Source organism: Synechococcus sp. W60.1 (genome assembly GCF_047461575.1).
In the GTDB taxonomy this organism is placed as follows: Bacteria; Cyanobacteriota; Cyanobacteriia; order Thermostichales; family Thermostichaceae; genus Thermostichus.
In genome coordinates, this window is sequence record NZ_JANSHL010000005.1 from 16,286 (window position 1) to 41,586 (window position 25,301).

Here is a 25,301-nt window from a genome sequence, read left to right on the forward strand (position 1 = left end):
AATCAGTCTTCTGCTCCCCAAAAAGCTCCCCTTAGGTGAGCATACACTTCAGATTCTCCTTGCCCATCCAAAACCTTTTCTTTAAGATCCAGAAGCAGCCGCGCTAGCTCTTCACTGCGTTTGCGGTAGTGGGCATGGCTGCTCAGCAGATCCCTGTAGATTTTCTCTTCGATTTGTAGCCTCTGCCCCTCTTCTTCCAAGGAAAGGGCAGCCGACCCGAGCTCTAAAGTATTGGCCTCAAAACGAAACAGAACCAGCAAGGCGCCGGTAAGCTGCTGAATTTGACACTGTAGGGCGCGGCTATCCAGCTCATGCTTGGCGAACCCCACCTGTCCCACCAGCCGCAACTCCACCATTGGCTCCATCTCACTTTCCTGAAAACGGGATCCCTTAGCCAAGGCAATGGCTGCTGCGGCAATCTGTTCGGGGGTTTCTCTGCCCTTGGCCTCCAGATAGAGCCGGCGGCGGGGCCGCTGATGGTAATCCTGCACCAACTCCGCTTGGGGTGGGCCATCTCCCCAGCGGACGCGATAGGCCCCCCGTTGGAAGTCCCATTCGGCAGTGCTGTTGGCCTCCAGGGATCCCGGGTTGAAGATCCACCCCCCCTCGGAATAGCTTTTGTGAATGTGTCCCAAGGCCAGGTAGCCCACTCCCGCCTCCCGCAAGGGCAACAGATCCCGGTAGCGCAAAGCGCCTTGGTAACGGGCAATTTGGCCTTCTAGACCGTGGTGGAACATCAACACCACCCGTTCTGGGCCGGGGGGCAACCGTCGAATGGCCGCCGCCAACTGCTCAATCGACCTGGGAGCTGCCGATCCGTACCACTGGGATCCGATCACCCGCACCCCACAGGGCAAATCCAGATACCCTCCCCGCCGGCCCGACCAGGGACGCAGCTCCAGTCCTTCTTCCCCTTCCTCAGGCTCCAGCAATATCAGCTCCCCGTGATCGGCTAAGTACCTTAGCCAACTGGTTTTCACGCCATAGGGGCGATTGTCGTGGTTGCCCTCGATGGCCAACACCGGAATCCCGGCCTGCTGCAGCTCCCGCAAGACGATCTGGGCTTGGTTGAGAACGCCGGGCTGAATCTGCCGATGCTCGAACAGATCTCCGGCGATGAGCACAAAGTCCACCGGATCCTGAATGGCATAGCGCCGGACAACATCCCGAAAAGCCAAAAAGAAGTCCTTGCTCCGCTCCGGGCTGTCGTAGCGGTCATAGCCCAGATGCACATCGGCCAGGTGTAAAAATGTGCAGATTGAGCAGGCCATCCCCAGAGCACCTCGGCAAATTGTCCACAGTTTAGCAAACCCATCTTGTTCCCTACCCAAGATATAGGGATCCCTTCCTCTCGATTATCGGGTTCGTCCCGGCTATCTCCACTAGGGGTAGGTGCCGACTGAGGATCTGAGGAAACCCTGGAATGGACGGCTGCCCAAGAGTTCTCTCAGGTGGAATCGATTAAATCCAGGATATTGTGCTTTATCTTGTTGCAAATGTTATCGAGGGGCAGATCATTGGGATCCCGGCCAAAGGGATTTTCAATTTCGATGCCGATCTCTTCAACGCCAAACAACATAAAGCTCAGCCATCCCACAATGGGGCCGGTCATCCAACCCAAGCCCTCCACCATTTGAAACGGTAAAGACAAACAGTAAAGCAACAGCAACTGCTTCAAGTGCAGGGCATAAGCCATCGGCATTGGGGTCATGAGAATGCGCTCACAGGCCCCCAGCGCATCCACCATGCTGTTGAGCCGCTCCACCATGATCGTGAGCTGGTAGACCTCAACGCGGCCCTTTTGGTATTGGCGCTGCAGATAATCTCCAATCCAAAAGGCAATCTGCAAAGGGGGATGGTTGAGGCTTTGGAGACGTTGCAACTGCTCCGGGCTGAGCAGGGGCTGAATCTCATCCAGCAAAGGTTCCTGGCGCAAGTGCTGTTTCATGGCCATGGCAAAGGCGGGCAACAGATATAGAGTTTGGATCTTCTCTTCCCGGTCGCCGGGCTGCTTTTCTTCAATGGCTACCCAAATCAAGCGGGCCAAGTTGCGCACGTCATTCACCACGGCTCCCCAAGCTTTCCGCCCCTCCCAAAACCGTTCGTAGGCGGTGTTTGTCCGAAACACCAGCATCAAACCCAAAACGATGTTGGGCACAAACGCCACCAAGGACGACAGCGCCAGGGGCAGCCCCAGCTTATACAGAACCGAAACCAGCACCCCGGCCAAGCCGCAGATAAAGGCGCGGGGAAGCACTGCCGGTACAACCGATCCTTGCAACTGCAGGGCCAGGCGAAACCAACGCAGCCCCTCTCCTGCAAGATACTTGCGAAGAACCATAGTGCAGCGTCGGCAAGCTTGCCCTCTGATCCTACAGCCACTCCTACAGCCACGGCCTGCCGCCCTAGAGGGGATCCCTTGCCCGACCATCCTGAAAAGCGACGAGGGTAGCCTGTTAGAGATTTTTCAGTTCGAGATTCTGTAAACGTCAAGAGATGCCCAGGCAAACTTCACGAACAACTTCCAAAACCCCAAGTTACTGTGGTAGACTCTCCGCCAGGCAACGAATTCAACGCTGTTCTGCGACGCCCCAACATGGCTGGAGTCCTCAAGCTCGACATTCGGGAATCGGCTGAAGAGCTCAAATCTCTACTTGGCAAGCAGTCCACACCGACCGGCAAGGAGCGGGTTCAAGCTCTTTACCTGCTCAAGATTGGGAAAGTCAAGACGATGACAGGCTTGGCTGAAATTCTGGGGCGGGACATCTCAACGATTTTTCGATGGTTTCAACGCTACAAGGCCAGGGGGCTAGAGGGCATGTTGACGGTGCCCCGCAACCAAGGGCGCAAACCCCTCATCCCCAAGCCGGTTTTGGAAATCCTCAAGCAGGAGCTGCATCAGCCTGGCCGATTCCGTACCTACAGCGACATTCGCGAATGGCTGCGGGAAACCCACGGTGTGGATGCTTCCTACAAAGTTGTGCATGAAACTGTTCGCTACCGTCTCAAGGTGCGCTTGCGGGGATCCCATGCTAAGCGGCGCAAAAGCGGGAGACAAGCCCCCCAGTTATCCCCCAATCTCTCCTGATCATGGCTGGGCGGCAGGGATCCAAAAACTGCTCTGCAGCAGAGGCGGGCCTGTGGGGGATTCGCTTCCTCCTGCCGGTTCAAGGGTGACGAGAAGGCGGGTCGGCTGCTCAGAATGGATGGGTTGACTGAGCCACTGCAGGGATCCTTCCCCGTTGACGGCAAAAGTGCCGGCGTTTTCCAGCAGTCGTCCCCCTCCCTGGATCTCCGACTCCAGCCACAGTTGATAGGTGCTCCCTGGGGGGGCAGGGGCCATCTCCGAGGCCAATAGCAGCACCTGCTTGGCATGGGGTGACCAGAGGGCTTGCACCAACAGGGGAGTGCTGAAGCTGGGATCCCGCAGCAGGGTTCGCTGCACCTGCGGTTGTCGTTGCCACTCTTGGTAGAGCCGTTGAACTGCCACCGACTCTCCCTCGATGGGGGATCCCCACTGCCAGCGCAGCCGCCAGTAGGCCGCTGTTATGGCTACCGCGTAGATCCCCAGCACTGCCAGGCTGCCCCAAAGGAGACGTCGCGGCCACAGGGGAGCCGAAGTTTGAATGGAGAGGGGGGCAGGTAGCCAAGCCCAACGCCGCAGCCGTTCCCTAGCCTGAAAGGCTGTCAACTCGTAGAGCCACAGGGCCACCGAGCGATCCCGCTGCAGGTCAAAGGCATCGGCGTGTTTCCAGCAAAACTCAAACACCTGCCGCACCACCTCTTCTGCCTGGTGAGGTTGCTTGAGAATGGCCAAGGCAATATCCAGCAGGCGCTTCCGATAGCGATCCTTGAGCAAGAAGTGGCTGCGGCGATCCCGCAGTTGGATCTGGCGCATCAACTCGAAATCGGTCAGCTCAGCCATACCACCTCTGGGGCATCCGATGGGCCCATCCAGGCTGATCCTGGCTCAGCCGGTAGCGCCGGGCCGGGAAACTTTCCAGAACTATACACTAGCCCTGGAGCCAGCTCCCTTGCGAGCTGACTTCACCTCTCATCCAAAGCTGGCTTGGATCCCCCCTCTCAACAGTTCCGGCAGCAGGCCCCTTGCAGGAGTTGGGATCCCACCCCTCTCCGCGACCCTCAGGCGGCATCCTTCTCCACCACCTTCTCCACCTTTTCCGTGCCGGCAGGCTCGTCATCGCTGCTGGGGTTGTTCATCTCTTGTTTGAAACTCCGCAACGCTTTGCCAAAGGCACTGCCCAACTCGGGTAGCTTCTTGGGGCCAAACACGACCACCGCGATCACCCCAATCACGGCCAGCTCTGGCAGGCCCATGCCGAAGATGCTCACGGCCAAGATAGGTTCGCTCGGCAGCAGGATAGTCATAAGTCCCCAAAACCTGAAAAGTAGAACAGACGGATCAACCCAGCTTACAAGGGATCCATCCGTCCCACTCTAACAAGTTCTTCTCCCATGCAGAAAGGGTGTGGAAAGGGATCCCCTTCTCCCATCCTGCCCCCGGCCCACTCAAGACATAGGATGGTGCTATCCCTTGCCCGATGTTTTTGTTCAGAACAAGCCATGCCTGTCTCCTACGATATTGTGGTCATTGGCGCTGGTGCGGCGGGTCTGGTGGTGGCCAGCGCTGCGGCCCAACTGAAGGCCAAGGTGCTGCTGGTGGAAGGCAGCGACCGCTTGGGCGGCGATTGCCTCTGGTATGGCTGTGTGCCCAGCAAAGCCCTTCTTCACGTGGCCCATACCGTCCATCGGATTCGCCAGGCCATGGCTGCCGGTTGGGTAACTCTCCCTGGCCCAGCAGGGATCTCGGTGGATTACCTCAAGGTGTACGAACACATTCGCTCTGCCCAGAGCTACATCGCCAACCACGCCGATTCGCCAGATCGCTTCCGCCAACTGGGGGTGGAGATGGTGTTTGCCAAGGGCCGCTTTGTGGATGGGCGCACCTTTGAGGTGGCAGGACGGCAGGTACAGGCGCGGGCTTTTGTCATCGCCACCGGATCCCGTCCTTGGGTTCCCCCCTTGCCAGGCTTGGCCGAGGCGGGCTATCTGACCAACGAATCGATCTTTGACTTGACCCGCTTGCCCAAATCGGTGGCGGTGATAGGGGCGGGGCCGGTAGGCTGCGAGTTGAGCCAAGCTCTGGCCCGTCTGGGATCCGAGGTGACCCTCATTGCCAGCCGCGAGCGCATCTTGCCCAAGGAGGATCCCGAAGCCGCCCAGGTGGTGCAGCAACAGTTGACCCAAGATGGGATCCGCATCCTCACCCGGGTACGCGCCACAGCAGTTGGCCAAGAGCAAGGGGCAAAGCTGCTTTCCCTAAAGGCCAATTCCGGGGCAGGCACCGCCGCTGCAGGTGATCAAGTGATCCGTGCAGAAGAGATTTTGGTGGCCGCCGGTCGGATCCCGAACGTGGAAGGGCTGGGTCTAGAAGCCGCCGGCGTGCAGTACACCCCCCAAGGGATCCAGGTGAATGCCAAGCTGCAAACCCGCAATCCCCGCATCTACGCCTGTGGGGATGTCATCGGCGGGCCGCAATTTACCCATGTGGCGGCCTACGAAGGGGCAGTGGCCTTGGTCAATGCCCTGTTTTTCCCCCTCAGCCAAGCGCGTTATCGCGTCATTCCTTGGGCCATCTTCACCGAGCCGGAGCTGGCCCGTGTGGGCCTCACCGAAAGCGAAGCCCGGCAGCAATACGGCAAGGATGTGGTGGTGCTCAAACAGGAGTTTGCCGATGTGGATCGGGCCCAGGCAGAAGCCGCCCCCCTGGGCTTTGCCAAATTGATCTGTCGACGCAACGGCCAGATTTTGGGGGCGCACCTGGTGGGATCCCAGGCGGGAGAGCTGATTCATGAAGTGGTTTTGGCCATGAGCCGGCGGCTGCCCGTCTCTGCCCTGACCGGGATCCACATCTACCCCACCCGCTCGGAGGTGAACGCCAAGGCGGCCCTGCAGCACCGCAAGCAACAATTGGCCGCCAACCCCCGCCTGCAGAACTTCTTGCAGGGATTCTTTGCCTGGAGGCGGGCCTGGAGCTGACAGCGCAAACTGGGGGTCAGCCACCGCTAGACTAGAATGGTCATTTACTGAGGGTTCCCGATGGGCTTTCTCCTGTCTGCCGAACAAGTGGGTCAGTTTGTTTCCAACCAATGGCAGGATCCCTATGCCGTTTTGGGCCCCCAGCAGATAGAAGAGGCCGGGAAATCCTTTGGGTTGGTGCGCGCCCTTGTGCCCAATGCTCGGCAGGTTTGGCTGGTGGAACGCGCCACTGGACAGGCTTACCCGATGCAGCCGCTGCACCCGGAAACGCTATTCGAGCTGCGCTTTGAGCCGGGAACCCCTCTGCCGGACTATTTTTTGCGGGCCCAACGGGTCTGGGATCCCCAAGGGGAACACTTGGAAGAATGGGAGGATCCCTACCGCTTTCCCTTGGAGAAGGTCAACCACATTGGCGAGCTGGATCGCTACTTGTTCAACGAGGGGAATCACCACCGCATTTACGACAAGCTGGGCGCTCATCCCATCACGGTGGATGGGGTGAAGGGGGTGCATTTCGCCGTCTGGGCTCCCAACGCCCGCAACGTCAGCGTTATCGGCGATTTTAACCACTGGGACGGGCGTCAACACCAGATGAAGCGGCTGGGCGAAAGCGGCATCTGGGCGGTGTTCATCCCCGGCATAGGGCCAGGCGCCATCTACAAGTACGAGGTGAAAACTTCCTGGGGGGATATCTACGAAAAATCGGATCCCTATGGCTTTCAACAGGAGGTGCGCCCCAAAACCGGCTCCATCGTAGCCGACCTCAACACCTACACCTGGCACGACCAAGCCTGGCTGGAAAAACGCGCCGCCACCGATCCCCTGCGCTCGCCGATTTCGGTTTATGAGGTGCATCTGGGATCCTGGATGCACGCCTCGGCTGAAGATCCACCTGCCGAAGGGCAAAGTGTGCTGGTGGACCAAAAGCCCAATACTCGCTTCCTCACCTACCGCGAGCTGGCGGACAAATTGATCCCCTATGTGAAGGAGCTGGGCTTTACCCACATCGAGCTGTTGCCGGTGGCAGAACACCCCTTCGATGGCTCTTGGGGCTATCAGGTGATTGGCTACTATGCCGTAACATCCCGCTATGGATCCCCGCAAGACTTTATGTATTTTGTCGATCGGGCTCACCAAGCCGGGATCGGCGTGATTGTCGATTGGGTGCCTGGGCATTTCCCCAAAGATGGGCATGGGCTGGCTTTTTTCGACGGTACTCACCTGTACGAGTACGCCGACCCTCGCAAAGGCGAGCACAAAGGTTGGGGCACTTTGGTCTTTAATTATGGCCGCAACGAGGTGCGCAATTATCTGGTGGCCAATGCCCTTTTTTGGTTCGAGAAATACCACATCGATGGGATCCGGGTGGACGCGGTGGCCTCGATGCTTTATCTGGATTATGACCGCAAAGACTGGATCCCCAACCCCTACGGCGGGCGGGAACACCTCGAAGCCATCGACTTTTTCCGGCAGCTCAATACCCTCATTTTCAAATACAACCCCGGTGCGCTTTCCATTGCCGAAGAATCTACTGCTTGGCCGATGGTAACTTGGCCAACTCATGTGGGTGGGCTGGGCTTCAACTTGAAGTGGAACATGGGTTGGATGCACGACATGTTGGATTATTTCCACATGGATCCCTGGTTCCGCCAGTTCCATCCCCATTTGGTCACCTTCAGCCTCATGTATGCCTTCAGCGAAAATTACATGCTGGCCTTTTCTCATGATGAGGTGGTGCATGGCAAGAGCCACATGTTGGGCAAAATGCCGGGGGATCATTGGCATAAGTTCGCCAGTCTGCGGGCTTTGTATGGCTACATGTTCACCCACCCTGGCAAGAAAACCTTGTTCATGAGCATGGAGTTTGGCCAGTGGAATGAGTGGAACGTTTGGGCAGATCTGGACTGGGAGCTGCTGCAGTATGAACCCCACGCCAAGTTGCGCCACTATGTGGCCAGCCTGAATCACCTGTTGCGCTCTGAGCCTGCCCTGTACACCCAAGACACCAAACCGGAGGGGTTCCGCTGGATCGACTGCAGCGACCATCGCGGCATCGTTTCCTTCATCCGCTATGGGGAGGATCCCAGTGAGTGGGTGGTGGTGGTTTGTAACTTCACGCCGGTGGTCTGGCCCAATTACCGCATTGGGGTACCGGAACGAGGTTTTTATCGAGAGCTGCTCAACAGCGATGCTGTGGAGTTTTGGGGCAGCGGGGTAGGCAATTTGGGGGGCAAGTGGACAGACGACTGGGCCTACCACAACTTGCCCTACTCCCTCGAGCTCTGCCTGCCGCAACTTTCTACCTTGGTGCTGAAATGGCAGCCGCCGCAGCCGGTCGAGTCCCAGAATTGACACCCTGCTGGCTTCCTTCCGCCGCACTGGGAGGACGGGTCTGGAGACTTCGTTTTTTGGCCATTTGTAGTCCTTTCAAGCTGGATTGAGACAATCCCCAAGCGCTCCATACCGCTTCCGAGATCACCCCCAGTCCTCTTCCCAGAGGGAGAGGGGAGTTGGGAAGCAATGGGATGGAAATGTTTCATTTCGTTTCATTCTTATTTAAATTCTTATTTAAAATGACTGTGGGCGTGGGTGCAGTGTTCTAGTTTGAATCGAAATGACCATAAGGCAGACATAACTAAGGCAGACATAACTGAGTGCTACGGGCAGGTTTTTTCTGAGAGGATTTCAGCAATGGCCGCAGCCACCCGCTCTTGTTGACAGGTGGTCAACTCAGGAAAACACGGCAAAGACAACACCTGAGCCGCACATAGCTCGGCATTGGGCAGATCCCCCCGCCTGTAGCCCAGCCCTCGGTACACCGGCTGCAGCGGCAACGGCAGAGGATAGTAAACCCGACTGCCAATGCCCCGCTCCTTCAGACCCTGCTGCAAATCGTCCCGCCGCCGCGAATCCAACGGCTCAGAACCCACCACCCGCACCGTGTACTGGTGCCACACCGAGTTCCCCCCCACCCCCACCTGGGGCAACATCAAGCCCGGGATCCCTTGCAGCAAGCGGTGGTAACACTCCGCAATCCCCTGCCGCCGCCAGTTCCACTCCCGCAGATAAGGCAACTTCACCGAGAGAATCACCGCCTGCAGCGCATCCAAACGACTGTTGAGACCCAGATACTCGTGGTGGTACGGACGGGTCTGCCCATGCTCCCTGAGAGCCCGCACCCGCTTGGCCAGTTGCCCATCCCGCGTCACCACCGCCCCCCCATCCCCAGCCGCACCCAGATTCTTGGTGGGAAAAAAACTGAAGCAGCCCACCTCCCCCCAAGTGCCCACCGGCCTGCCCCCCCAGCAGGCCCCCACCGCCTGGGCACAATCTTCCACCACCGCCAAGCCGTGCCGCCGGGCAATAGCCAGAATCTGGGTCATGTTGGCCGCCTGCCCAAACAAATGCACCACCACCACCGCCTTGGTGCGGGGGGAGATGCTCCTTTCCAGCAGCTGCGGATCCAGGTTAAAGGTGCACGGATCCACATCCACAAACACCGGACGCGCCCCCACCCGGCTGATGGCGGCAGCCGAGGCAAAAAAACTAAAGGCACTGGTGAGCACCTCATCCCCCGCCTGGATGCCCAAAGCCTGCAAAGCCAACACCAAGGCATCGGTGCCGGAATTGCAGCCGACGGCCTCCAAAGAGCCACCCCCCAAAAACTGGGCAAACTGCTCCTCAAAGCGCTGCACCGCCGCCCCGCCGATGTACTGGCCAGAGGCCAGCAGAGCCTCCACCTGCGGCTGCAACAGCCCGGCCAAAGCGCGGTACTGCCCCGTCAAATCCAGCAGCGGAATCGGCTCCTCCGTCATGGTGCTGCCTTTGGAGAAGGTGGCGGCCACAGCCCATCATCGCGGATGAGAGCCTGTGTACACAACGCTCTGGCCCAGAAGGGTTCTGGGGTTTGTCTTCCGCGGGTCGAGCTGGCCCTGAATCTATCCACCCAATCTGAGATAGAGTAAGCGGGGATCCCCTAGGCTGGATACAGCTTTCTACAGGATGCTTTATGCAGGCGGTTTCTCCAGCAGCTAAAGCCCCTTTGGCACCTCGGATTCTGGCTTTGGTGCCGGGCGGGATTGGTGACCAGATTTTGTTTTTCCCCGCCCTGGCCAGTTTGCGGCAGCGCTTTCCTGAGGCGGAGCTGGAGGTGGTTGTGGAGCCGCGGGCGGCGGCTGCCTACGAGGTTTGTCCTTCGGTGAGTCGGGTGCTGACTTTTCCGTTCAAAGAACAGCTGTCGTTGGGGGATCTCAGCGACCTGCTGGGGCGCATTCGGGAGCGGCAGTACGACGCAGTGCTGAGTCTGGGCCGAAGCTTGGGGGTCAAGCTGTTGTTGTGGCTGACCGGCATTCCCAAGCGGGTGGGCTATGCGCCGCCGGGGCCGGGGCGACCTTGGCTGACCGACCCGGTGCCCTGGAAGGGGGCCCAGTATGCGGCCCAGATGTACCACGACCTGGTGCAGGGGTTTGGCATTGCTGCGCCGGCGGGGTTGCCCCAGATTCGTCTGAAAAAAGCAGACCTGGAGTGGGCAGAGCAGGAACGCAAGCGCCTTTTGGGGGATGCCGCTCAAGATTATGTGCTGTTGCATCCGGGGGCCAGCCAGCTGTCGCAGGAGAAGGGAATTCAGAAGATCTATCCCTCTGCCAACTGGGTCAAGGTCATCAAGGGTTTTCGGGAGAAGCGACCGGAGCTGCCGTTGGTGCTGGTGGTGGGGCCAGAGGATGAGCAGCTGGCGGAGGGCTTTCTGGCGCAACTGCCGGAGCTGCCGGTGAGCCGTCCTGTCCGGCTGGGGCAGCTGGCGGCCTTGATTGGTGGGGCAACGCTGCTGTTGTGCGCCGATAGCGCTCCCATGCATTTGGCGGTGGCGGTGCAGACGCCGCTGGTGGCGTTGTTTGGGCCCACCGACCCGCTGCGGTTGCTGCCTTCAGAGGGGCCGTTTCGGGCGGTCAAGGGGGCCGATGGGAAGGTGGAGTCGATTGCCCCCGAGCAAATTCTGCAGGTGATCTTTCCGGCCTAGAGCCAAGGTTTTCGTGGCAGCAACCCAGTCCAGTTTCTCTGCAGGCGGACCGAGAAGCCTTCTAGCCTGGGAGATGTGTCCCTGTCTGCTTTTAGCCGGCGGGAGAGCTTGCTTTGTCACCTTGGCTCTCCTAGGTTGTGTTGATCTTTCATTTGAGCCAAAAGAGAGCACTGACGAGATAGAGAAAACTCAAGAAGTTCCTGGCCAATTTGTCAAAACGAGAAAATAGATGCCGGTACTGCTTTAACTTATGAAAAAAGCATTCGATTAAATGCCTCTCTTGGTACAGATGCTTGTCATAATGCCGCTGCGTCTTTCTATTCCTTTTAGGTGGAATAACCGCTTGAGCTTCCCCTATCTTCTTAATCAACTTATCCGCATCATATCCTTTATCCCCAATTACTTTGGTATCCTTTCTCTGCCAGCCCTCTATCAATTCTTCCCCTTGAGTAATATCGCTCTTTTCTCCGCCAGTTATTCTCAATTCCAGCGGATTTCCCAACCCATCTACACTCACATGAATCTTGGTGCTGTATCCGCCTCGGCTTCTCCCCAAAGCTTGCTCCCCTTTTTTCCGGCAGCACAGGAGTGCGCTCGAACCGTGGTTGAATCAATAATGAGATGCTCTAAATCAGGGTCGTCAATAAAATACTTGAACATCCGTTCCCACACTCCAACACGACTCCACCGGTGAAATCTTTGATAGATGGTGTACCATTTGCCATATCCTTCTGGGAGGTAGCGCCAAGGAGCACCGGAACGGGCTATCCAAAGAACTGCTTCAATAAACTGTTTGCAGTTTGCTTCTTTCCCAATGTTAACTCTCTCTTCTGTCTGTAAAAAAGCTAATATCTTCTGCCATTTGTTTTCATCTAAAAAAACCAACTTCATCCTCTTTCCTCTATAAATTACTCTCTCTATCCTAACATAAGATCAACACGACCTAGGCTTGCTGGCGAGCGACCGTAAGGCAGTCAGCATTGCTGTTGACCGGGGGAACTTCTGCCCTCTTGGGGGAAAGGGGCTGGGGAAGTAGGGGATTCTCATGCGGACGAAGGGACTTGAACCCTTACGCCTTGCGGCACTAGATCCTAAGTCTAGCGCGTCTGCCGTTCCGCCACGTCACTCTCACCCATGCTAGCTCGCCCTCTGGGCCAGGGCGACCTGTAGGGCAGCAGTCTCAGCATCATCGTCATCTCGAATCGGAATCCCGCTCCAAGTCGCGAAAAAGAGGTGTGCTCAGGTAGCGTTCCCCAAAACTAGGCTGGATCATTACAATCCGCTTGCCAGCGTTTTCCGGTCGCCGCCCCACCTGGATGGCTCCCGCCAAGGCAGCCCCAGTGGAAATGCCGGAGAGGATCCCTTCTTCTTTGGCCAGGCGCCGGCTGTAGACCATGCTCTCTTCATCTTCCACTGGGATCACCTCATCCAGCAGGTCGCGCCGCAGCACATCAGGCACGAATCCCGCTCCGATCCCTTCAATGCGATGAAAGCCGGGCCGGCCACCACTCAAGACAGCACTGGCCTTGGGTTCAACGGCCACCAGTCGAATGGCCGGGTTTTTCCCCTTCAAAAACTCGCCCGCCCCCGTGATGGTGCCGCCGGTGCCTACCCCTGCCACCAGGATGTCCACCTGACCATCGGTATCTTCCCAAATTTCCGGGCCGGTGGTTCTGGCATGGATCCGGGGGTTGGCGGGATTGGTGAACTGGCCCAACATGTAAGCGTTGGGAGTGCGGCGGACGATCTCTTCAGCCTTCCAGATGGCTTCCCCCATGCCGCCGGCGCTACTGGCCAGGTGCACCTCTGCTCCGTAGGCTTTCAACAGCAGTCGCCGCTCCAGGCTCATGCTCTCAGGCATGACGATGATGAGCCGGTAACCCTTGGCAGCAGCGGCCATGGCCAGGCCAATGCCGGTATTGCCAGAGGTGGGCTCCACCAAGATGGTCTTGCCGGGGGTGATCAAACCGGCCTGTTCGGCAGCCTCGATCATGCTGACGGCAATGCGGTCTTTCACCGAAGCGGCAGGGTTAAAGCTCTCCAATTTCACCACGATCTCGGCCAGGCACCCCTCCGATTGCGGGATCCGATTCAACCGCACCAGCGGGGTGCGACCGATGAGCTGGGTGATGTTGGCGGCGATTTTCATGGCTAACAAAAAGGAAGAAACCATCGCGGCAGTGGGCCCTAGCCCTTAACTCCGGAGCAACCGAGGGCCTTACGCGAGGCTAACCCTTGAATAAGCTCCTTGGCATGCCCCTTTCAAGATCTCACTGCCCTTGGCCCAGCATTGAGGGGATCCCTGCATTCCTTGAAGTTTTGAGAGGGAGGGCTACAAAACCCCTCCTGAAAATGAATTAGAGTGAGATCACACCGGAAGGACGAGTCCATTATGCACCTGAGTGACATCACTCATCCCAACCAGCTCCGAAACCTGAACCTGAGCCAGTTGCGCAGCCTAGCCCGCCAGATTCGCGACAAACATCTGCAGACGGCTGCCAATTCCCCGGTCGGCTGTCATCTGGGGCCAGGGCTGGGGGTGGTGGAGCTGACCTTGGCCCTCTACAAGACCCTCGATCTGGATCGAGACAAGGTGATCTGGGATGTGGGGCACCAGGCTTATGCCCACAAAATGCTCACCGGCAGGTACCACAATTTCCACACATTGCGCCAGAAGGGGGGGATTTCCGGCTACCTGAAGCGCAGCGAGAGCCGCTTCGATCACTTTGGGGCGGGGCACGCTTCCACCAGCATCTCGGCAGCTTTGGGCATGGCCATCGCCCGGGATCGGCGGGGAGACAACTTCAAGGTGGTGGCCATCATTGGGGATGGTGCCCTGACCGGAGGCATGGCCTATGAAGCCATCAACCACGCCGGGCACCTGCCCAAGACCAACCTAATGGTGGTGCTCAACGACAACGGCATGTCTATTTCCCCCAATGTGGGGGCGATCCCTCGCTATTTAAACCGCCTGCGCCTCAGCCCGCCGGTGCAGTTTTTGGCCGACAGCCTAGAAGAGCAACTGAAGAACCTGCCCCTACTGGGATCCAGCCTCAGCCCAGAAATTGACCGCCTCAAGGAAACGGTGAAGCTGGTTACCGCTGTGCAAAACAACAAAGCCGGCATTATCTTTGAGGAGCTGGGCTTTACCTACGTGGGGCCGGTGGACGGGCACAACCTGGCGGAGTTGTTGGATGCCTTTGAGTTGGCCCACGGCATCTCCGGCCCGGTACTGGTGCATGTAGCTACCGTCAAAGGCAAGGGCTACCCGCCTGCCGAAGCGGAACAGGTGGGGTATCATGCCCAATCCCGCTTCGACCTGGCCACCGGCAAGCCCTACCCGCCCACCAAGCCCAAGCCCCCCAGCTACAGCAAGGTCTTTGGCCATGCCCTCTGCAAGCTGGCCGAGCGGGATCCCCGCATCATCGGCATCACCGCCGCTATGGATACGGGCACTGGCCTGGACAAACTGAAGGAAAAGCTGCCAGATCAGTTTGTGGATGTGGGGATCGCCGAGCAGCACGCTGTAACGTTGGCGGCTGGCATGGCCTGTGAGGGAATGCGGCCAGTGGTGGCCATTTATTCCACCTTCTTGCAGCGGGCCTACGACCAGATCATCCACGATGTCTGTATCCAAAAGTTGCCGGTCTTCTTTTGCTTGGATCGGGCGGGAGTTGTAGGAGCCGATGGCCCCACCCACCAAGGCATGTACGACATCGCCTATCTGCGCTGCATTCCGGAAATGGTGCTAATGGCTCCCAAAGATGAAGCGGAGCTACAGCGCATGGTGGTGACCGGGATCCAGTACACCCAGGGCCCCATCGCCATGCGTTACCCGCGCGGATCTGGCGTGGGGGTGCCTCTGGCAGAAGAGGGATGGGAACCCCTGCCCATCGGCAAAGCCGAGGTGTTGCGCAGCGGCGGCGAGGTGTTGATCCTGGCCTATGGGTCGATGGTGCATCCCAGCCTGCAGGCGGCGGAGATCTTGAAAGAACACGGCATCTCAGCCACGGTGGTCAATGCCCGCTTCGCCAAGCCTCTGGATACTGAGCTGATCCTGCCTTTGGCCGAACAGAGCCGCTTGGTGGTGACGGTGGAAGAAGGTTGCCTCATGGGTGGGTTTGGCTCGGCAGTGGCCGAAGCCCTGCTCGACGCCGACCTGGCAGTGCCCTTGTTGCGCTTGGGGGTGCCGGATGTGTGGGTGGAGCACGCCACCCCCGAGGAATCCTTGGCAGAACTGGGCTTGAACAGTGCCGGGATTGCCGAGCGGATTCGGGCCAAGTTTCAGGCACGAGTTCTCAAGGGATCCCCTGCGGAAGTTCCCACTGTCAATTCCTAAATCTATCCTGAATCTATTCTGAGAGGCCCATCCGCCGGTTGAACTGCTCGATGGCGGCTTGCTGCAGAGCTTCTGCAACAGGGCGGGTGCGCAGGAGGATCTGCACATCTCGCAGCAGGTTTTCTCGCCACAGGTTCTCCCGCAACACCTGCAGGCGGGCGTAGTTGGGATCCAAGCGCATGGCCTTTGCCCCCAGTTCCTCAGCTCGTTCGGTTTCTCCCCGAATGTAGAGGGCAGTCGCCAGGGCCAAATAGGGCTCTGCCACAGAGTCGTTCATCTCTATCGTGCGTTCCCAGCGATCGATGGCGGCGTCGAGATCCCCCTGCTCATAGTCCACCAAGCCGATGTTGTTCATGGCCGGCCAATAGGCGGGATCCAACTGCAAGGTCTTCTCATATTCCTGCCGGGCCGCATCCCACCGATCCAGCATGAGGTAGGCATTGCCCAGTTGGAAGCGAGCGTTGGGGTTATCCGGTTGCAGGGCCACAGCTCGTTCCAGGGTTTCAGCAGCGGCAAAGTAGCTGCCCTGCCGCAAATAAGCCGATCCCAGCGAGTAGAGAACAGCCCCATCTTGAGGAGACAGGGCGCGGGCCTTCTGCAACGAGGCAATCGCCTGCTCCAAGTCCCCCAGTTCTAGGTGGACGTTGCCCAAAACATAGAGCAGCTCTGAGGAGTTGGGCACCATGGCCACGGCCAGTTGCAGGCGGCGCAGCGCTTCTTCCGTTTGACCAAACTGGGCCAGCCGCAGCGAGTCGGTGGCCAGTTGTAGCGCTTGGGCCTGCATCAAGCCCCCATTGGGCAGAGGGACGTGCAGCAACACCTGGGCCTGGGCAGAGCTCCACCCTCCCATCCCCAACACAACTGCCAGGCCCACCGACAAGGCTCGCCAGGGCCGGACGGATAACCGGAACAACAGTGGCGGCATGATACCCACGCAATAAACAGGCCATGCCCATGTTAGCTGCAACAGCCGGGGATCCCTACGTCTTGGTGTTCTCTTCTGCAGCGGCTATTTGAAAGGGCTCTTGAGCTGCTCATGCTCTTCTGCCTGTTGCTGAGGGTGCCCCGGCTTACACAGAGGTGGATAGGCCATGGTTTACCAGCCGAGAGCAGCCAAATCAGAGGCGCCGCCACCGCCGCCCCGATTGGGTGAGCAGATCTTCGGCAGCCTTTGGCCCCCAAGTGCCGGCCTCATAGGTGAACAGAGGCGGTGCAGCACCGCCGCCATTGCCGCTGCCGGGCTCAGACTCCCAGGCCGATAACACCGGCGTCACCACCCGCCAGGCCGCTTCAACCTCATCGGCACGGGTAAACAGCGTTGGATCTCCCAACAGACAATCCAGGAGCAGGCGATCATAAGCATCCGGTGTACTCGCTCCAAAGGCAGTCCCATAGCGGAAATCCATATCCACCGAGCGGGTGCGGATCTCTGGCCCCGGCATCTTGGCCTCAAAGCGCAACGAGATACCCTCATTGGGTTGGATACGCAGCACCAGGATATTGGGGCTCACCTCCCGAGCTGCCGATTGGAACAGGGAAAGGGGCACCTGCTTAAAGTGAATGGCCACCTCCGAAACCTTCTTGGGCAGGCGTTTCCCAGTGCGCAAGTAGAAGGGCACCCCCTTCCACCGCCAAGTATCACACTCCAGTTTCAGAGCGACGTAGGTGGGGGTTTTGGACTGGGGATTGACATTGGGCTCCTGCCGATAGCCCAGCACCGGCTTGCCGGCAATCCAGCCAGGGCCGTACTGCGCCCGCACCGCTGCGGCTGCCACATTGCGGGGATCCGCTAGGCGGGTGGCCTGCAGCACCTTGGTCTTTTCGTTGCGCACCCCATCGCTGCGCAGTGAGACAGGTGGCTCCATGGCCGTCAGGCAATAGATCTGCATTAGGTGGTTTTGCACCATGTCTCGCAGGGCGCCGGCAGTGTCGTAGTAGCCGGCCCGATCCTCCACCCCCACCGTCTCCGCCACGGTGATCTGCACATGGTCGATGTAGTTGCGGTTCCAGAGAGGCTCGAAAATGGCGTTGGCAAAGCGGAAGACCAGCAGGTTTTGCACCGTCTCTTTGCCCAAGTAGTGATCAATGCGGTAGATCTGCTCTTCCTGGCAAATTCGCTGCACAAGGCGGTTGAGTTCCTGGGCCGAGGTGAGGTCGTGGCCAAAGGGCTTTTCGATCACCACCCGCGTTTTGGTCGGATCGGCCACCATACCGGCTGCCCCCAACTGTTGGATGGCCTGAGCATAAAAGTCCGGCGCCACCGCCAGATAGAACACCCGGTGGCCACGGGTGCCCCGCTCCTCATCCAACTGGCTGAGCAGTTGCTTCAGGCGAAGATAGCCTTCTGGATCCCCGATATCCAGGCGGCAATAGAACAGGCGGCTGGCGAAGTCCTGCCATAGGGCCTCCGGCCCCAAGTCCTGGGGGGCAAACTCCTGCACGGCAGCCCGCATTTTTTCCCGATAAACCTCGTGAGTCCAATCGCGGCGGGCCACCCCCACCAAGGTAAACTCCGGCGGCAGCCGTCGCTGCACAAACAGCCGGTAGTAGGCCGGGATCAGCTTGCGGGCCGCCAGATCCCCAGAAGCGCCAAACTGCACCACAATGCAGGGATCCGGGGTGCGTTCTTGGTTGAGACCAACGCGAAGGGGGTTTTCTGCCAGGGTTACCATAGGCCAGCTTGGCTCAAAGAGAAGGATTGGGAAGAACCTAGGGCACCAGAGAACCCTCTAGGCAGCGCAGCACTTCTTCCACGTTCTCGCGGCTGCCGATGATAAGGGGCACCCGTTGGTGGAGAGATTGGGGGACGATGTCTAGGATGGCCTCGGTGCCAGTGGTGGCCGCCCCGCCCGCCTGCTCGGCCAGAAAAGCCAGGGGGTTGGCCTCGTACATCAGGCGCAGCTTGCCCTCCGGTTTTTTCTGGGTGCCGGGATAGAGGTAAACTCCGCCCTGCAGGAGAATGCGGTGAAAATCCGCCACCAGAGCGCCGCTGTAACGGGAGATGTAGCCATCGCGGCGGTGAACATACCGGACATAGTTCTGGATCCCTTCGCTCCACTGGCAAAAATAGCCCTCGTTGAGGCTGTAGACGGAGCCGCGTTCAGGAATGCGGATGTCGCTGCGGGAGAGGATAAATTCCCCCAAACTGGGATCCAACGTAAAACCGTGTACCCCCTTGCCGACGGAATAGACCAATTGGGTGCTGGGGCCGTAGAGAATATATCCCGCAGCCAGTTGGCGACGGCCCGGTTGCAGCAGGTCTTGGTTGTCCGCTTCCGGGCGATCCTCAAGAGGGTGAAGGACGGAGAAGATGGAGCCGACGCTGAGGTTGGCGTCAATGTTGGAGGATCCATCCAGGGGATCGATCATCAGGGCCAGGCGGCTGAGGGAGCAGTTTTCCGGCAGGCGAGCCGGGGTTTTCATCTCTTCCGAGACCAGCCGACACACCAGGCCCGTTTGCTCCAAAGCGCGAATGAAGGCCCGGTTGGCATAGTCATCCATCTGTTGCTGTTCTTCCCCTTGGACATTGAGGCTGCCGGTAACCCCCAGCGCCCCTTCGATCAGTCCTGCCTGACTCAGCCGCCGGGCGATCATCTTGCCGGCCAGGGCAATGCGGTTCATCAGGGCGCTGAAGTCTTGGGCCTCTGCCGTAAAACTGCCAAACTGCTGTAAAACATGACGGGAGAGGGTGAGCACATCCCGCAACATCTCCCGTGAGGACTCCGTCCCGCTAACGCGGTCGGCACTGCTGGGCACTGCAGGCGAGGGGAGAGGAGAGCTGAGAACCATACGAGGCTTCGCCAACACGAAGGGGAAACACCAACACCCAGGATCCCTGGCCCCCATGTTTTGACTCGGTCTCGCTAACGCGATTGGAACCTGGGATCCCTTCTATTAGGTAGGCTGGCCGATTCCTGGCGCAGGTGCAGACAACTTACAGAGTTGCTTCAGATTTGGTTTGGATCCCTCTTGCCGACAGAGCTAGTGTTCCCCCGAAGAGAGGCGGTAGGATGAGTTCTAGCCGTTTTCTTCCTTGCCCACTTCCTCTCGATTCCCTCTGGCAATGATGGCCAATTCCCCTTTCCCGCTGCGCAGCCAAGTGGTTACCCAAGGGGTACAGCGCTCCCCCAACCGCGCCATGCTCAGGGCCGTAGGCTTTCGCGACGAAGACTTCGGCAAGCCCATTGTCGGCATTGCCAACGCCCACAGCACCCTCACCCCCTGCAACATCGGGATCCAAACTCTGGCGGAGCGGGCGGAGGCGGCTTTGAGAACGGCGGGCTGTATGCCCCAGGTGTTCGGCACCATCACCATTAGCGACGGCATCTCGATGGGCACGGAGGGGATGAAATACTCCCTGGTGTCGCGGGAAGTGATTGCCGATTCCATCGAGACGGTGGTCAACGGCCAGAGCATGGATGGCCTCTTGGCCATCGGCGGCTGCGACAAGAATATGCCGGGGGCGATGATTGCCATAGCCCGCCTCAATGTGCCCTCCATCTTCGTCTACGGCGGCACCATCAAGCCGGGTCACTACAATGGCCGCGACCTCACCATCGTCAGCGCCTTTGAAGCGGTGGGGGAGTTCAGTGCCGGGCGCATCTCCGAGGAAGAGCTGCTGGCGGTGGAGCGCCACGCCTGTCCCGGTGCGGGATCCTGCGGCGGCATGTACACGGCCAACACCATGTCCAGCGCGTTTGAGGCTATGGGGATGAGTCTGCCCTACTCCTCCACCATGGCTGCAGAAGACGAAGAGAAAGCCGAAAGTGCCGCCCAATCGGCCAAGATCTTGGCAGAGGCCATCAAAGCCAACCTCCGCCCCCGCGACATCATCACCCGTAAAAGCATTGAAAATGCCATCTCGGTGATCATGGCCGTAGGGGGATCCACCAACGCCGTGCTCCACTTTCTGGCCATTGCCCATGCGGCAGAAGTGCCCCTGACGCTAGATGATTTCGAGACCATTCGTGCTCGCGTGCCTGTCCTCTGCGATCTCAAGCCTTCAGGGCGGTTTGTGGCCACCGACCTGCACCGGGCCGGCGGGATCCCCCAGGTGATGAAAATGCTGCTCAACCACGGCCTGCTGCACGGGGACTGCCTCACCATCTCCGGCCAGACCATCGTCGAAGTCCTGCGGGATGTGCCGGACGAGCCTAGCCCGGATCAGGAGGTGATCCGCCCTTGGCACAGCCCCCTGTATCCCCAAGGGCATCTGGCCATCCTCAAGGGGAATCTGGCTCCCGAAGGAGCAGTAGCCAAGATTACCGGCGTCAAGAACCCGAAAATTACCGGGCCGGCGCGGGTCTTCGATTCAGAGGAGTCCTGCCTGCAGGCCATCCTCTCCGGCCAGATCCGAGCAGGGGATGTGGTGGTGATCCGCTACGAAGGCCCCAAAGGTGGCCCCGGCATGCGGGAGATGCTCTCGCCCACCTCGGCGATTATCGGCGCTGGCTTGGGAGATAGCGTTGGCCTGATCACCGATGGCCGCTTCTCCGGCGGCACCTACGGCATGGTAGTGGGCCATGTGGCTCCCGAAGCCTATGTGGGGGGCACGATTGCCCTGGTGGAGGAAGGGGATCTCATCACCATTGATGCCCCGGCTCGCCAGTTGCACTTGCATGTGAGCGAAGAAGAGCTGGCCCGCCGCCGCGCCCGCTGGTCTCCTCCTGAGCCTCGCTACAAACGGGGCACCCTAGCCAAGTACGCCAAGCTGGTCTCCAGCAGCAGCTTGGGAGCAGTGACGGATTTGAACCTGTGGGATTAATTTCCCTCACCCCCGGCTCGTCTCCCAGAGGGAGAATTGGTACTTGAGAGATAGCTCCAGATTCCTGACCCTGCAGGGATCAGCCTTGCTGGGTTAAGTGCAAGAAAGCGGCAGAGATGAAGGATCCCTGCCGCTGGGTTTTATGGGCTGACGGCCTCAGAGACAACTAGGTACCGATGATCCCGCCGTCATTTTTGGTGATCACCACCACCGCCGAGCGGGGGTAGAGATTGGGGTCGTAGTCTGGCCAGCGGGAATCGACCTTGCCGGCAGCAAAGTCGTCCTCGCTGGTGCTGGCGCCTGGGTGCTGCACGTTGATGAACATGGTGCGCTGATCGGGAGTGGTGACCACACCGGTGATCTCCTGCCCAATCGGCCCGGTTAAAAAGCGGCGAATTTCCCCTGTATCCGGATCGGCAGCCAACATTTGGTTGTTGCCAAAAGGCGCAAACTCCTCTTTGTTGAGATTGCTTTCGCTGGTGTCGGTCTGGATCCAGAGGCGACGGCTGGCATCGAACCACAGACCATCGGGAGAGTTGAAGATGTTGTCTTCATTGAGGGGCTGGCCCGATAGCTTGCGGCTATCTTCCGGCGGCCCGGCCAAGACAAAGAGATCCCACTCAAAGCGGGTGGCTTGAGGCCGGTCGTTGGCTTCCTTCCAGCGGATGATGTGGCCCCACTTGTTTTTGGGACGGGGGTTGGCAGCGTTCACCTGGTCTTGTTCCCGACGGCTGTTGTTGGTCAGGGTAAAGTAGACCATGCGGGTTTGCGGATCCACCGCTCCCCACTCAGGCCGGTCCATTTTAGTAGCACCGACAAAATCCGCCGCCGTGCGGGTATTCACCAACACATCTGCTTGGCTGGTGAAGCCGTTTTCCGGGGTTAGACCGTTTTTCCCAAACACCAGCGGCAGCCACTCCCCTGTGCCATCTTCGTTGAACTTGGCCACATACAAGGTGCCATTGTCCAACAGATGTCCGCCCGCCGTTTCCTTGCGGTAGGGCTCGGCAGAGACGTACTTGTAGATGTACTCAAAGCGGGCATCGTCCCCCATATAGGCCACAATCGGCTGGCCTTCCACCGGCGGCTGAAACACCACGCCTTCGTGGGCGAAGCGGCCCAGAGCGGTGCGCTTCTTGGGAGTGCTGCTGGGATCAAAGGGATCGATCTCCACCACCCAGCCAAAAGTGTTGGGCTCATTGCGGTAGTCTTGAGTGGCATCCGCAGCGGTGGGGGTGGCATTGAAGCGGATGAACTCGTCTGCCTTGTTGCTGGCCAGCTCCCAGCCGTAGCGAGAAGTCTCGGTGCTCACGCCGTAGCGCTTGTGCTCCCGGGGCAGGTTGGGCTTTTGGTCGGGGCCTTTGCTGGTGTTGCTAAAGTAGCCCGCCCAGTTCTCCTCACAGGTGAGGTAGGTATTCCAGGGAGTGACGCCGTGGGCGCAGTTGTTCAAAGTACCCCGGGTCATTGTGCCTTCAGGGCTGAACTTGGTTTTCACGAAGTCGGATCCCCGCACCGGGCCGTGGATCTCCATGAGGGTAAGACCGGTGATGCGGCGGTTGAGGCGATCCCGCACCACTTCCCAACTGCCATCTCCCTGCTGCTTGATGTGGACAATGCTCACCCCGTGAGCATTCAGCTCTTTCAGCACCTGGTCGGGATCGCGGCTGCCGTCAGGATTGGTGGGATACAGGTCGGCATCCAGCTTCTGGCCCACAGCCGCAGCATGCATAAACCGAGGCTCAACGTACTCGTGGTTAAACACCAGCAAACCCTCGGTGGAGCTGCCCTGCCAGGGATCCTTCCCTTCGATGGGGAAGAAGTGCATGCCATCGTGGTGGCTGCCCACCTGCATTCCCTGCTCGGCACCAGTGTTTTCCAGCTTGAACTGTGGATAGGTGCCGGTGATGGGAGTACCCCAAGCCAGCAGCGGACGGGCAGTGTAGCCTTCGGGCACCACCAGTTTGTCTTCCGCGCTCACAGGAATTGCCTTGAAGCCCAGCAAAGCACTGCCACTGGCGGCTTTTGCCGATTTGGAAGCACCGTTCAGCGCAGGCAAGCCAAAAAAGGTGGCCACCGCCGCAGCAATTCCCCCCTGCAACACTTGACGCCGCTGCAAACGGCTCTCCAGGATGCTGCTGAAAGTGGGGTTGGGAGAGTGGTTACACATAGGCTCGTCTCCAGGACGAAGCTTAGGGCCATGCGAATGGATACTCACGTTGACTTCTCCTCTTGTCTTGACAAGTTTTGTTTAGAAACTTGGCGAGTCTTAATAAAACAGCACCCACTCCCTGCGCTAGTCTATCTGCGCATCAGAATTAGGCACTACATACAAAGTTAGTGACCCAACGTTAAGAGGAGACCAAGGCTAGGTTAAGCCTTGCAGGTCTAAACAGTTTCTTTAGATTGAGGCGGCAGTTTCTTAACCATTTGTTACGATGGGAAGAGGACTTGCCTGATGTCAAGTGAATCAATTGCTGAATCAACTGCAAATGAAGAAGTGGCCTGCAGTCCTTGAATAGCGATTCTTAGGATTCTTTTCGTAACCTAGAGAACAAATACACCCCATCTTGGTGGTACAGAAGCTGGAATTGAGTTTCCTTCTGTAAAGCTTCAATCAGGACACGGGAAAACTCTGGACTGCTGCGCCACCCCGGATGACGGGTGTTGAGCAACACATAATCAAAGGGATCCCATTGAGAAGGCGGGGATCCATTGAAGCGGCCCTCGTCTGTAAAGTAGATTACAGGTCGCTGGGTGAGGTGAGGGCTGATCTCGTGGGTGGTGAGGACGCCCCCTTGGGTGGTGATCTGGGCAAGAGCCTGTCGGGTTGCCTGCCAAGTGTCCAGGGAGCTGAGATAAATCGAGCCGAAAAAGGTGTATTTCCCCAAGGCCAAAAAGGCCAGCGAAGACCAGATCAGGGGCAGTTTTCCATCTTTTATAAGATGGCTCTGGAAGAGGTGATTTTTCACATTCTCGATGACAGCTAAGAACAAGAAAGGAACGATAGGCAAAGCGTACTGATGCACCAGATCTCGATAGGCGGGGTTGCTGGAGAGTATATTCAAACCCAGGGTAGGCAGGGCAGGGATCCAGGGATCCCAGTGTCGCCAAGAGAGGCCCCAAGCCAAAGGCGCAACCAATAAAAATCCATAAAACAGGGTGTCCAGAGAGAAGACTTTGCTCAAAACCAGCATCGGTCTCAAGATTAAACCTTGAACAATTTCCGCAACAGAATTCCCTAGATAGTCGTAATGAGAAACGGCTGCCGGCTCGCTGCCGCTGAAGTAAGGGATGATCCCAAAAGTGGCTATCCCAAACCAAGCCGATCCTGCCGCAATTGCCGTCCAGCCGCCCACTTGGCAGCGCCATTGCCAGCGTTCTTGAATTCGTCCTCTTTCCCAAAGCAACAGCCAGGCTCCCAGGGCGACAACATTGAGAGACAACACTGCTTTACAGCCGAGGATGCCGCTCAAACAGAGAAGGAACCCCCACAATTTTCCAGAGCGAATGCAGAGCACAGCCGCCAAGAAAAGGGGAACGGCCAAAACCTCTGGATGAAAATCAAAAAGGTTGACGTTAAAAATGGCCGGGTAGAGAAGATAGGCCCCGGCAATCACCATTGCTTGGCCGGGATTGATCTTGGCCTGAAGTGCAAGGTGATAAATAGCCAATGCTCCCAAGGTTAACGCCAGGGATTGGAGCCCAAACAGCCAATAGACCGAGGGGACAATGCGGTACAAAAAGCTGATGGGATAGAGAATAAAGGCTGCGTGGTCTCCCAAGATGTGGATCCCTCGAATGGTCGAAAACGGAACCTCTCCCCGACTGATTAGATAGATGGATTGGTCGAAGATGCCAAGATCGTATCCTCCAGACTGAAACAGGTGATGCCGGACAACACTACAGCCAAAGAGAATGAAGAAATTAAAAATCATGATTGCCAGCAGAAGTGGAGGCAGAGGACGATCCTTCATAAGAACTAGGGCTTTTGATTTATAGATCTTGGCAAGGTAACTTTATCGCTTTTCTCAGCCTTGCGTGACATCCTAGCGAGATCTGGATTCGGTAGAGGCTCCGCCGCAATTCCGGACATTTCTCTTTCCTCGGGAGTATGAGGAATG

18 protein-coding genes are annotated in these 25,301 nt (G+C 58.4%); 6 read left to right on the forward strand and 12 right to left on the reverse strand.

The window, feature by feature from the left end; all coding sequences use genetic code 11:
- Positions 1 to 2: 2 nt before the first annotated feature.
- A complete protein-coding gene (locus NW805_RS06385; RefSeq protein ID WP_414422008.1) occupies positions 3 to 1,271 on the reverse strand; it encodes a metallophosphoesterase family protein in 1,269 nt (422 codons plus the stop codon).
- A gap of 176 nt (positions 1,272 to 1,447) precedes the next feature.
- The gene (locus NW805_RS06390; RefSeq protein ID WP_414422009.1) at positions 1,448 to 2,341 is read right to left on the reverse strand and encodes a bestrophin family protein; all 894 of its coding nucleotides are present in this window, start codon (positions 2,339 to 2,341) and stop codon (positions 1,448 to 1,450) included.
- 201 nt (positions 2,342 to 2,542) lie between these two features.
- On the opposite strand from NW805_RS06390, the gene NW805_RS06395 reads away from it, so the two are divergent.
- Positions 2,543 to 3,088, forward strand: coding sequence for a helix-turn-helix domain-containing protein (locus NW805_RS06395; protein WP_414422010.1), 546 nt, complete (start codon positions 2,543 to 2,545; stop codon positions 3,086 to 3,088).
- Here the strand turns inward: NW805_RS06395 and NW805_RS06400 are convergent, their stop codons facing one another.
- Entirely contained in the window at positions 3,089 to 3,925 is an 837-nt protein-coding gene (locus NW805_RS06400) for an anti-sigma factor domain-containing protein (protein ID WP_414422011.1), read from the reverse strand. It lies immediately after the preceding gene.
- A 218-nt stretch (positions 3,926 to 4,143) separates the two neighbouring features.
- Entirely contained in the window at positions 4,144 to 4,389 is a 246-nt protein-coding gene (gene tatA / locus NW805_RS06405) for a twin-arginine translocase TatA/TatE family subunit (protein ID WP_011433563.1), read from the reverse strand.
- A gap of 195 nt (positions 4,390 to 4,584) precedes the next feature.
- Between tatA and NW805_RS06410 the strand changes: the two genes are divergently transcribed.
- Positions 4,585 to 6,060, forward strand: a complete 1,476-nt coding sequence (locus NW805_RS06410; protein ID WP_414422012.1) for a dihydrolipoyl dehydrogenase family protein — start codon at positions 4,585 to 4,587, stop codon at positions 6,058 to 6,060.
- A gap of 60 nt (positions 6,061 to 6,120) precedes the next feature.
- Positions 6,121 to 8,412 carry a 1,4-alpha-glucan branching protein GlgB gene (gene glgB / locus NW805_RS06415; RefSeq protein WP_414416581.1) on the forward strand — a complete coding sequence of 764 codons (2,292 nt, stop codon included), beginning with the start codon at positions 6,121 to 6,123 and terminating at the stop codon, positions 8,410 to 8,412.
- Positions 8,413 to 8,717: 305 nt separating this feature from the next.
- On the opposite strand, the gene NW805_RS06420 is transcribed toward glgB, so the two are convergent.
- Entirely contained in the window at positions 8,718 to 9,875 is a 1,158-nt protein-coding gene (locus NW805_RS06420) for a DegT/DnrJ/EryC1/StrS family aminotransferase (RefSeq protein ID WP_414422088.1), read from the reverse strand.
- A 194-nt stretch (positions 9,876 to 10,069) separates the two neighbouring features.
- Between NW805_RS06420 and NW805_RS06425 the strand changes: the two genes are divergently transcribed.
- Positions 10,070 to 11,077 (forward strand): glycosyltransferase family 9 protein, encoded by a 1,008-nt coding sequence (locus NW805_RS06425; RefSeq protein ID WP_414422013.1) that lies wholly within the window; start codon positions 10,070 to 10,072, stop codon positions 11,075 to 11,077.
- Positions 11,078 to 11,225: 148 nt separating this feature from the next.
- Here NW805_RS06425 and NW805_RS06430 read toward each other — a convergent pair.
- Positions 11,226 to 11,968 (reverse strand): IS5-like element ISSoc13 family transposase gene (locus NW805_RS06430; RefSeq protein WP_414421590.1). Its coding sequence is split into 2 segments (ribosomal slippage): positions 11,226 to 11,650 and positions 11,650 to 11,968, totalling 744 coding nucleotides; the frame shifts between segments, so codons are not numbered across the junction.
- A gap of 301 nt (positions 11,969 to 12,269) precedes the next feature.
- Positions 12,270 to 13,226 carry a cysteine synthase A gene (gene cysK, locus NW805_RS06435; protein ID WP_011433569.1) on the reverse strand — a complete coding sequence of 319 codons (957 nt, stop codon included), beginning with the start codon at positions 13,224 to 13,226 and terminating at the stop codon, positions 12,270 to 12,272.
- A gap of 243 nt (positions 13,227 to 13,469) precedes the next feature.
- Here cysK and dxs point away from each other — a divergent pair, with 243 nt between their 5' ends.
- Positions 13,470 to 15,416 (forward strand): 1-deoxy-D-xylulose-5-phosphate synthase, encoded by a 1,947-nt coding sequence (gene dxs, locus NW805_RS06440; protein ID WP_414422014.1) that lies wholly within the window; start codon positions 13,470 to 13,472, stop codon positions 15,414 to 15,416.
- Between the two features lie 13 nt (positions 15,417 to 15,429).
- Here the strand turns inward: dxs and NW805_RS06445 are convergent, their stop codons facing one another.
- The 3 genes from NW805_RS06445 to fbp form a co-directional block, all read right to left on the reverse strand.
- Positions 15,430 to 16,341, reverse strand: coding sequence for a tetratricopeptide repeat protein (locus tag NW805_RS06445; RefSeq protein ID WP_414422015.1), 912 nt, complete (start codon positions 16,339 to 16,341; stop codon positions 15,430 to 15,432).
- Between the two features lie 193 nt (positions 16,342 to 16,534).
- Positions 16,535 to 18,088, reverse strand: a complete 1,554-nt coding sequence (gene zwf, locus NW805_RS06450; protein ID WP_414422016.1) for a glucose-6-phosphate dehydrogenase — start codon at positions 18,086 to 18,088, stop codon at positions 16,535 to 16,537.
- A gap of 37 nt (positions 18,089 to 18,125) precedes the next feature.
- Positions 18,126 to 19,124 (reverse strand): class 1 fructose-bisphosphatase, encoded by a 999-nt coding sequence (gene fbp / locus NW805_RS06455; RefSeq protein ID WP_011433573.1) that lies wholly within the window; start codon positions 19,122 to 19,124, stop codon positions 18,126 to 18,128.
- 358 nt (positions 19,125 to 19,482) lie between these two features.
- Between fbp and ilvD the strand changes: the two genes are divergently transcribed.
- On the forward strand, positions 19,483 to 21,180 hold the full coding sequence (ilvD, locus tag NW805_RS06460) for a dihydroxy-acid dehydratase (protein ID WP_414422017.1): 1,698 nt from the start codon (positions 19,483 to 19,485) through the stop codon (positions 21,178 to 21,180).
- Between the two features lie 166 nt (positions 21,181 to 21,346).
- Here the strand turns inward: ilvD and NW805_RS06465 are convergent, their stop codons facing one another.
- Both NW805_RS06465 and NW805_RS06470 read right to left on the reverse strand, forming a co-directional pair.
- A complete protein-coding gene (locus NW805_RS06465; RefSeq protein ID WP_414422018.1) occupies positions 21,347 to 23,347 on the reverse strand; it encodes a PhoX family protein in 2,001 nt (666 codons plus the stop codon).
- 358 nt (positions 23,348 to 23,705) lie between these two features.
- The gene (locus tag NW805_RS06470) at positions 23,706 to 25,154 is read right to left on the reverse strand and encodes a DUF2079 domain-containing protein (RefSeq protein WP_414422019.1); all 1,449 of its coding nucleotides are present in this window, start codon (positions 25,152 to 25,154) and stop codon (positions 23,706 to 23,708) included.
- Positions 25,155 to 25,301: the final 147 nt, after the last annotated feature.